The organism is Bacillus sp. JJ1503 (genome assembly GCF_036965125.1).
In the GTDB taxonomy this organism is placed as follows: Bacteria; Bacillota; Bacilli; order Bacillales; family Cytobacillaceae; genus Cytobacillus.
Genome location: NZ_JBALOZ010000117.1, coordinates 1 through 10026 on the forward strand (window position 1 = coordinate 1; position 10026 = coordinate 10026).

At 38.6% G+C, this 10026-nt stretch carries 7 protein-coding genes, 1 other RNA gene and 1 other annotated feature; of the genes, 4 read left to right on the top strand and 4 right to left on the bottom strand.

Translation table 11 applies throughout. The features are described from left to right. Positions 1-87 precede the first annotated feature (87 nt). Entirely contained in the window at positions 88-1059 is a 972-nt protein-coding gene (locus V7149_RS10235; RefSeq protein WP_335345559.1) for an NAD(P)H-dependent flavin oxidoreductase, read from the top strand. A 282-nt stretch (positions 1060-1341) separates the two neighbouring features. Here V7149_RS10235 and ssrS read toward each other — a convergent pair. The 4 genes from ssrS to V7149_RS10255 form a co-directional block, all read right to left on the bottom strand. Further along, positions 1342-1531, bottom strand: a non-coding RNA gene (gene ssrS, locus V7149_RS10240) — 6S RNA. 66 nt (positions 1532-1597) lie between these two features. Further along, positions 1598-3367 carry an aspartate--tRNA ligase gene (gene aspS / locus V7149_RS10245; protein WP_335345531.1) on the bottom strand — a complete coding sequence of 590 codons (1770 nt, stop codon included), beginning with the start codon at positions 3365-3367 and terminating at the stop codon, positions 1598-1600. 137 nt (positions 3368-3504) lie between these two features. Continuing rightward, positions 3505-4782: a histidine--tRNA ligase gene (gene hisS / locus V7149_RS10250; protein WP_335345532.1), complete on the bottom strand. Its 1278-nt coding sequence runs from the start codon at positions 4780-4782 to the stop codon at positions 3505-3507. A 76-nt stretch (positions 4783-4858) separates the two neighbouring features. Further along, positions 4859-5105 (bottom strand) — a binding site (T-box leader). Positions 5106-5164: 59 nt separating this feature from the next. After that, positions 5165-5341 carry a hypothetical protein gene (locus tag V7149_RS10255; RefSeq protein ID WP_335345533.1) on the bottom strand — a complete coding sequence of 59 codons (177 nt, stop codon included), beginning with the start codon at positions 5339-5341 and terminating at the stop codon, positions 5165-5167. 270 nt (positions 5342-5611) lie between these two features. Here V7149_RS10255 and V7149_RS10260 point away from each other — a divergent pair, with 270 nt between their 5' ends. The 3 genes from V7149_RS10260 to V7149_RS10270 all read left to right on the top strand — a co-directional run bounded on the left by V7149_RS10260 (position 5612) and on the right by V7149_RS10270 (position 9910). Beyond that, a complete protein-coding gene (locus V7149_RS10260) occupies positions 5612-6967 on the top strand; it encodes an arsenic transporter (protein ID WP_335345534.1) in 1356 nt (451 codons plus the stop codon). A 43-nt stretch (positions 6968-7010) separates the two neighbouring features. Then, positions 7011-7700, top strand: coding sequence for a DUF2642 domain-containing protein (locus tag V7149_RS10265; RefSeq protein ID WP_335345535.1), 690 nt, complete (start codon positions 7011-7013; stop codon positions 7698-7700). Between the two features lie 437 nt (positions 7701-8137). Continuing rightward, a complete protein-coding gene (locus tag V7149_RS10270) occupies positions 8138-9910 on the top strand; it encodes an SH3 domain-containing protein (RefSeq protein WP_335345536.1) in 1773 nt (590 codons plus the stop codon). Positions 9911-10026 lie beyond the last annotated feature (116 nt).

Here is a 10026-nt window from a genome sequence, read left to right on the forward strand (position 1 = left end):
CTATTAGTACCTAGTAATATTAATCACAGCTTTTTAATAATAACCATGATACTTTAATAAAGCATGAACCAAATCATTCCTAAACAATTGAAATGGGGTTATACTTTGAACTTACCACAATTAAAAATTGGCCATATGGAACCGAAAGTTCCCATCCTTCAAGGAGGTATGGGTGTTGGCATTTCACTGAGCGGGCTTGCATCAGCTGTTGCAAACGCAGGTGGGATTGGAATTATATCAGGAACAGGAATTTCAACAGATGAACTAAAGTTTCATATTAGAAAGGCAAAGGAAAAGATCATTGGAAAAGGCTATATTGGCGTTAATGTATTATTTGCAATGAATGATTTTGCCGAAAAAATGAAGGCTGCTATAGAGGAAAAAGTAGATTTTATTATTTCAGGTGCAGGAATTTCACGCGATATGTATTCCTGGGGAAAAGAGAGTGGAACTCCTGTTATTTCGATTGTTTCTACAGCTAAGCTAGCAAGACTTTCTGAGAGATTGGGAGCGTCTGCTGTTGTTGTTGAAGGATGCGAAGCGGGCGGCCATTTAGGAACAGACCGTCCTTTATTTGAAATCCTTCCAGAAGTAGTTGAAGCCGTAAACATTCCAGTCATTGCAGCCGGTGGAATATTAACCGGAGAAGATGTAGCTAGAGCCATTCAAATGGGAGCTTCCGGGGTACAAATGGGTACAAGGTTTGTTGCCAGTGAGGAATGTGACGCCCCATTATCCTTTAAAGAAAAATATGTGAATGCACAAAAAGAAGATACGATCCTAGTTAAAACCACGGTTGGCCTGCAAGGAAGAGCCATTAAGAACAAGTTTACCGATTTAATTTCAGGAACCGGAAAATTAAAAATCGATAAATGCCATGATTGTTTAAAAAACTGCTCCTACCGCTTTTGTACACTAGATTCACTATTAAAATCCGTAGGCGGGGACGTAGAAAATGGCCTCGTATTCGCTGGCGCGAGAGTGTCTGAAATTAAGAAAATATTGCCTGTTCATACAATCATAAAAAATATTACAGATGAATATTTAGCTGTGAAATAAATAAATCCTTCAAGCCTGTCATTCTTCAGGCTTTTTTCTGTCTTAAAAAACAAATTATAGAGCTTTATTATTTTTAAAAAAGTAGCTGATGACCGCTGATGGCAATTTTCCACTTCGATGGGCACCAGATCGAACAACTGATGACCGATCATGATAATTCTCCCCTTCAGCGGGCACCAGATAAAGCGACTGATGACCTTGTTAGGCATTTTTTCACTCGAACCAAAACAAAAAAACCTATTCCTTCGATGTGGAATAGATTTTGCATTCATATGAAAGGAAAAGAGTCCCAATCGTGCCGTCGCTTAGATGCCTTCGTTTTGAACCCGCACAAAGCAGGTGGGTGTCCTGTTTCTGCATATGTAAGTCCTCATGCCATGAGGCATTTACGCCGCTATAGAAAACTCTGGACTCCCGAAGGATAGATGTTCGGTCAAAATGTCAGGTTACACAACGAACACATCAGGACTCTTTAAAGATTAATTGTATTTTATCATATTCATATTTCTCTTACAAGCGTACAAATATAGGTCCATGCTCATTTTTTTACGTTTAATGCCAAGTGAAGATCATCTAATTGGGCCACACTTACTTCTCCAGGAGCATTTGTTAACAGACAGCTTGCACTTGCTGTTTTCGGGAATGCAATCGTATCACGGAGATTGGATCTTCCTGCCAGCAGCATGACTAATCTGTCTAAGCCCAGGGCAATTCCCCCATGTGGAGGTGTGCCATATTCAAAGGCTTCCATTAAGAATCCGAATTGTTCATTTGCTTCCTCTTGTGTAAAGCCAAGGACATTAAACATTTTTTCCTGAACCGCTCTTTCAAAAATACGAAGAGATCCGCCACCAAGCTCATAACCGTTTAATACAAGGTCATAGGCTTGAGCTCTAACTTCGGATGGATTTGTTTCTAGAAGTTCCAAATCCTCTCTAAATGGCATTGTGAACGGATGATGTGCCGCAAAATAACGGCCTGCCTCTTCATCATATTCTAATAATGGCCAATCTGTAATCCAAAGGAAGTTAAACTTGCTTTGATCGATTAGACCAAGCTCTTTACCAAGCTTTAATCGAAGTGCTCCTAGTGCATCAGCCACAATGTTTTTCTTGTCTGCCACAAATAGTAATAAATCTCCCGTTTCAACAGATAGAGTGGCTGTCATTGCCTTTTGTTCTTCCTCTGTTATGAATTTAGCAATTGGTCCCTTTAATCCGTCCTCTTCTGCCTTTAACCAAGCAAGACCTTTTGCTCCAAAAACAGCTGCAAATTCTGTTAAAGCGTCAATATCTTTTCTTGAATATTGGCTGCCGCCATTTTTCACATTGATTGCCTTCACTTGACCACCGGATGATACGGCTCCTGCAAACACTTTGAAACTGGAATCCTTCACAACCTCCGATAAATCAGTTAATTCCATGCCAAATCGAGTATCAGGCTTATCGGATCCAAAACGGTCCATCGCCTCCTGGTAAGTCATGCGATGGAATGGAAGTTGGATATCTAACCCCTTTACCTCCTTCATGACCTTTTTCATCATGTTTTCCATTAGGCTAATTATTTCATCTTGACTCATAAAGCTCATTTCCATATCGACCTGCGTAAATTCAGGCTGACGGTCCGCACGTAAATCCTCATCACGGAAGCAGCGGGCAATTTGATAATATCTTTCAAATCCCCCAACCATTAGCAATTGCTTAAAAATTTGCGGCGACTGCGGCAAAGCATAGAATTCACCAGGGTGTACGCGGCTAGGAACTAAATAGTCACGCGCCCCTTCTGGTGTGCTTTTCGTTAAAATCGGTGTTTCAATATCAAGGAAGCCTTCTCCGTCCAGAAAATCCCTCATTGCTTTCGTAACTTGATGGCGCATTTTTAATGTTTCAAACATAGCCGGTCTTCTCAAATCAAGGTACCGATATTTTAATCGAATATCCTCGGAAACATCTGTTTTATCATCAACCATGAATGGAGGAGTTTTCGCTTCGTTTAAGATCGAAATCTTTTTAACTAGTACCTCAATACGTCCAGTTGCAAGATTTTCATTGATCGTGCCTTCTCCGCGGGCGATGACTTCTCCTTCGATATCAAGCACATATTCATTTCTTACCTTTTCCGCGATAGCAAGTGCCTCTTGTGATACCTCGGGATTAAAAACAATTTGGATAATGCCAGTCCGGTCGCGTAAATCGATAAAGATTAGTCCTCCTAAATCACGACGCTTTTGTACCCAACCTTTTAAAATAACCTTTTCACCAATGGCGGCTTCTGTCACTTCTCCGCAGTAGTACGTTCTCCCAAACATTCTTTATTCCTCCTATTGTCTAGCTCCGGCTCCTAACCTCTCGAGGTCATAAGTCAATCTGCCAATAAGGTTAAAATACAACCTTCTTGACAGCTTGCCTTATGCTTGTCGTGGTTGTACAGTCGCCTCCGCTTTTCCTATTGTCTAGCTAGCTCTGTGAATTTTTCCACAAATGTATTTAGTTCCATTTCCGACTGTTCACCAGTTTCCATTGATTTTAGGGTGATTTTATTAGCTTTAAGTTCGTCCTCCCCTAAAATCGCCACATATTTAGCATTGGCCCTGTCTGCTGCTTTAAACTGTGTTTTTATTTTTCTATTTAAATAATCTCTCTCTGCTGAGAAGCCAGCGAGGCGAAGCCTATGCAGTAATCCAACTGTATAGTCCTTTGCTTCTTCTCCTAGCGAAACTAAATAGCAATCAATCTTCTCATTAATTGGCAGTTTAATTTGTTCAGCCTCTAGGGCAGCGATAAAACGTTCAATACTCATCGCAAAACCGATTCCAGGTGCCTCAGGGCCGCCAATTTCTTCGGTGAGACCATTATACCTTCCGCCTCCACAAAGTGTGGTGATGGCCCCAAATCCTTCTGCATTGCTCATAATTTCAAATGCTGTATGGTTATAATAATCAAGTCCGCGAACTAGATTTGGATCCACTTCAGATGCAATATCAAGATCAGTTAAATACTGCTGTACTTTTTCAAAATATTTCTTGGAATCCTCATTTAAGTAATCGATAATCGATGGAGCAGCCTTCATTAGCTCATGGTCTCTGTCTTGTTTACAGTCAAGAATTCGCATTGGATTTTTACCCAATCTGCTCCTGCAGTCTGAACAAAACTCGTCTATTCTTGGCTTAAAGTGGTTTACTAATGCTTCACGGTGTGCATTTCGGCTTTCTTTATCACCGAGACTATTAATGACTAGCTTTATCTTTTCCAAGCCTAGTTCTTTATAAAGGCTCATGGCTAAAGCTATAACCTCTGCATCAATGGCAGGATCATTGCTTCCAATGGCCTCAACACCAAATTGAACAAATTGGCGGTATCGTCCTGCCTGCGGACGCTCGTAGCGGAACATTGGTCCCATATAATAAAGCTTTACAGGCTGAGTTGCGTCCCCATACATTTTATTTTCAACAAAAGAACGAACAACTGCAGCTGTCCCCTCTGGTCTTAGCGTTAAGCTGCGTTCTCCGCGGTCTTCAAATGTATACATTTCCTTCTGAACAATATCAGTCGTATCCCCAACACTTCGCAAAAATAACTCTGTGTGCTCGAATATCGGGGTTCTGATTTCGCGATATTGAAACTTCTCGCAAAGCTCTCTTGCTTTTTCCTCTATTAACTGCCATTTTTCAATTTCGCCTGGGAGAATATCTTGAGTTCCCCGTGGTATTTGGATTGATGTCATATCTGAATCCTCCTTATTCCAAAAATAAGTAGTATTTTATAAAAAATAAAAAAGCCCCCGCCTCCTTGTATACAATACAAGGGACGAGAGCTTGTAATTTCCCGTGGTGCCACCCTAATTGAAGACGTCCTAAAAAGAACGTGCTTCCTCTTTTACAGTTAACGCCTGTGAACGTTCAGCTCCTACTAAAGTGAATGCCTCTTTCAGAGAGAAACCTACGAAGTGTTCTTTCATTAAATCATCATGCAGAAATGTTTTCAGCCTATGACATTTCTTCTCTTTTCATGTGGAGCTTAACTACTATTCTTCATCAACGGTTAATATTTCATCCTAATATTTATATTATCATACGTATCAACAATCGGATTGTCAATAGCGTTATTTAAGATCTTTCTAAATGTTTTTTTAATTTACGAACATCTCTTACAGATAAACCAAACTCTGAAGCTAATTCCACCATGTTTGAGCCTTGTTCTTTTTGAATAAAGTCATGAAAATCTACTCCAAATATCTGGTTTTCTCCTAAGTGGGCAGATGTTCCCTTTTCACCAAATCTCATTTTTTTCACCCTTCGTTACGTAGTTATCTCCTATTCTTCCCACTTTTAGAATAGAAAATGCATTTTCTGGATGAACAACTAGTAAAACTAAGACTTTAATTTAATAGACACTCATCTAATCATGCAATTGTCTCTATTAGACAAACATACATTTAGACAAATTTGGTCAATAATCTAGTCCCTTCTTTTTTCAGGCGAATATAAATATAAGCAAACGGACATGCAGTGTCATATGACTCTGCTCTGAAAAAAAAGAAATGGAGTGAGAAAATGTCATTTGAATTAGGAATTACCATATTTGTATTTGTCACGACCATGCTGGTCATTTTTTGGAGGCCAAAGGGGCTCAATGAAGCTTATCCAGCTGCTGTTGGTGCAGGGATCATTTTAATAACAGGAATCGTATCTCGAGCAAATATTGAGGATATTATCAGCAAAATTGGCGGAGCCTCTATTACGATTATGGCGACAATTGTCATGGCAGTCATATTAGAAAGCTTCGGTTTCTTCCACTGGGCAGCTGCCCGGCTTGCTAGTATGGCAAAAGGATCAGGCTACCGTCTATATTGGTATGTTCAGCTTCTATGCTTCTTGATGACACTTTTATTTAATAATGATGGAAGCATCTTAATTACAACACCGATTTTAATTCTATTACTGAAAAACCTGCAGTTAAAACCCCATCAGCAAATCCCGTACCTATTAAGTGGCGCTCTTACAGCTACCGCTTCAAGTGCTCCCATTGGCGTCAGCAATATCGTTAATCTCATTGCATTGGAAATTGTAGATATGACGTTATATATGCATACTGCCATGATGTTTGTCCCAGCAACATTAGGTTTACTGTTTATGTCCTGGTTAATGTTTGTCGTAGTGAAGAAAAAATTGCCAAGAAAATTGCCAAATTCCACTTATGAGATCGAGGAGAGTTTTTTCACCAAAAATTTTCATCCTTTAAAAGGAAAACTTTCTGTCGAGACAAAGAGAAAACGTACAAAGTTTATGTTGAAAGTATTGCTGTTTGTTTTTATCATGCGCTGTTTATTATTTGTAGCCTCTTTTCTCTCCATTCCAATTTCTCTAGTTGCTGTGCTCGGATCCGTTGCTTTGCTAGTATGGCGATGGTATCACCTGCGAACAAACCCCATTGATATTTTGATAAAGACTCCTTGGCACATTCTGATTTTCGCTTTTTCCATGTACGTCATTATTTACGGACTTCACAATGTAGGACTGACGGCATTCCTCGTGAAATTATGTGAACCTATTGTCAACCAAGGGCTGCTCTATGCAAGCTTTACGATGGGCGGACTCGTTTCAATTCTCTCTAATATCTTTAACAATCATCCAGCCTTGATGGTTGGGACGATAACTTTAACAGAAATGGGGCTCGATCCAATTACTTTAAAGACGATTTATCTTGCAAATATCATCGGCAGCGATATAGGTTCCTTATTGCTTCCAATTGGTACGCTTGCGTCTCTGATCTGGTTGTATATTCTCAGACAGCATAAAGTGAAAGTGAAATGGAAGGATTATTTAAGTGTGTCATTAGTTGTTATCCCAATATCTACAATTTTCACCTTATTCTTATTGTACTATTGGGTACAAATGGTATTTGCCTAAATTTAATGATGAAATATGGAAAAATATTAAGGAGGAAAAGAGTTTGACTGATTTAATCACTTTACAAGGTAAACAAGTAAATTTACAGCTTGGGAAAGAAACAATTAATGGGATTTTACTTGACGCAGGAAAAGATATTGTTGTCATCTTTAATGGTCAACGGTATTTATATATCCCTTTGTTACACGTACATCATTTCCAGCTTAACAGCAATAAAGATGATTATGTAGATTCGCCTAGTGAATCTTCTGCGTTTGCAAAAATGGATCTTCTTAATGTTAAAGAAGTATTAAATAAATCAAAGGCAGTGTTTACAGAAATTTATGTAGGAAAAGATTTATCTTACTATGGATATATAACAAATGTCTATAATGACTATGTGGCTTTTTATTCACCCATTTATAAGTTGATATTTATTTCAATAGACCATATAAAATGGCTTGTCCCTTTTAATGAAAACTCTTCACCTTATACTTTAAACAACATGAACCTATCTTTAGGCAAAAGTCACGTACACTTGCGAGTAAGTCCAACGAATTTTCCTTTACTTCCTAATTTGGAAGATCAGTTAAAAAAAGAAGCAGGAAAACTTGTCATCTTTGATGGGGGAAAAGATCCTAAAAAAGTGGGACTGTTAAAAAAGATTGAAAATAACCTCGCAGAAATAATACTCGCAAAGGGGGAGAATATATGTTTGAGGCTTTCCCATATAAAATCAATTCAAATACCATAATAGCGGGATGCATGAAGTCCCTAAGCAGCTTTTATGTAAAACTACAAAAAAAAGAGGCAAAAGCAGCGCCTCAAAAAATTCCTTTGTAAGTTATATAAATAAAACCACAAAGATAAGTTACAGTCACTTTTAAGATATGTTTTAGAAACCGGAAATGAACTAGGTAATTTACACGAAAAACATTAAATATTAAGAAAAAAAGCTATTTCATTTGAGATAGCTTTTTTCTTTGATGAAAAAGTCGCCAATAAGCAATAAAATTTATGATATTTTGACAATAGAGCAATCAGACGCATATTTTGAAACTTTTCATCTCATTTGGAAGGATTTAAGCGATCTAAAGAGAAGTAATATCATTTAGTAAAAGGAAAGGCTTGACTAAAAAAACAAAATTTGTTTTTCTTAAAGATGTGAATCTATCAAAAAGGAGGGAGCAAATGCTCAAGAAACAAATTCTCTTATTTTTTTGCACTGTTCTCTTCATAGGATTAGCCACTCCTCCGTCAGCGGCAAAAGCAGTGGGCCAAACTGTCACAGTGGGAACAGATAGCTTAAATATTCGCAAAGGTCCCGGTTTGAGCTATCCGATCGTTGCGAAGGCAAAAAAAGGAGAAAAATACCCTTCCCTTTCCGAAAAGAATGAATGGATTGAAGTTCAGCTTGGTAACGGTGTTCGTGGCTGGGTAGCCAATTGGCTCGTGACGAAGGAAAGCGCGACTATCTCGGGCAGTTCCTCAGAAAAATTAGAGAAGAACAAGACTGCCATCATTTCAACAGATGGCCTTCGAATTAGAAAAGGTCCAGGGACAAGCTTTCCAGTGATTGGAACAGTTAATAAAGGAGAAGCATACACGGTTCACAGTATGGATGGAAATTGGGTGAATCTTCAAACTTCTTTTGGCAATGGCTGGGTCTCTAGTGACTTTATCCAAATCCAAACTAGTAGCAAAACTACTAGTGTAGAAGGAAAATGGAATGGCAGTATTACTGCGAATTCCTTAAATGTCAGAAACTCACCTTCTCTAAATAGTTCTATTATTGGAAAACTAAGTTTAGGAGATAATGTAAAGATATTATCTCAGACAAGTGAATGGACTGAAATCTCTTTTTCTGGGACGAAAGCATGGATAAGCAGCCAATATATTCAAATAGACAAAGCTGTTTCCAATAGCCCCGCTCCCGAAAAACAACAAAGTAAATCGACAAGCGCAGGTAAAAAAGCCAAGGTAACAGCAACATCGTTAACTGTCAGAGATACTGCTTCTCTAAGTGGAAAAGCAATTGGCTCGGTACAACAAAACGAAAGCTATCAAATTATCGAGGAAGCCAATAACTGGGCAAAAATCGAGTATGAAAAGGGATTATTCGGCTGGGTGGCTAGCTGGTATTTGGACAAATCTGAAACTGCCCAACCAGCTGTAAGTGAGCAAAAAGTGAAGGATAGCTCTCTTACCATTATTCATAATGGATCTAACATTAGAAAAAATGCAAATGCTCATTCTGAAGTCGTACATAGGGCCAACCAGGGAGATATATTTGATATTATTAGTATCCAAAATGATTGGTATGAAATCCGTCTCACCAATGGGGGAAGCGGCTATATTGCCGGTTGGATTGTTTCAGTAAATGGTTCAGCACCTATGGTAGAAAAACCCGGATCAGAATTACACTTGAAGAATAAAAAAATTGTTATTGACCCCGGTCATGGCGGAAGAGACAATGGGACAACAGGGGCAAGAGGGACGCTTGAAAAATTATTAACATTGCAGACAGCTCAAAGCTTATATGAAAAATTGAAATCTACAGGGGCTAACGTCATATTAACTCGTAATAATGATACATATATCCCTCTATCATCACGGGTGTATACATCACATTATCATAACGCCGATGCCTTTATCAGTATTCACTATGATAGTATGTTAGACCGAAGTGTTCATGGAATGACCACCTATTATTATCATTCCTATCAAAAGAATTTAGCTGCCAATGTTCACTCCTCTATTACTTCTAAGACAAATCTAAAGGACCGCGGCTATCGTTCCGGAGATTATTATGTGTTAAGAGAAAATAAGCGCAATGCAATTCTGCTAGAACTAGGTTACCTCAGCAATCCTACGGAAGAAATACTCGTATCTTCCAGCCAATTTCAAGACACGGTGACGACTGGCATTTACCAGGGGCTAGCTAGGTATTTTAAGGAGAACTAGATTTAATTCTTAAAGGCTAAATAAAAAAAGTCAGACACATTCATACTTAAGTATGAACACTGTCTGGCCTTTTTTATTGTCTAGCTTCAGCGCCTACCCCCGACGTACAGGACGTA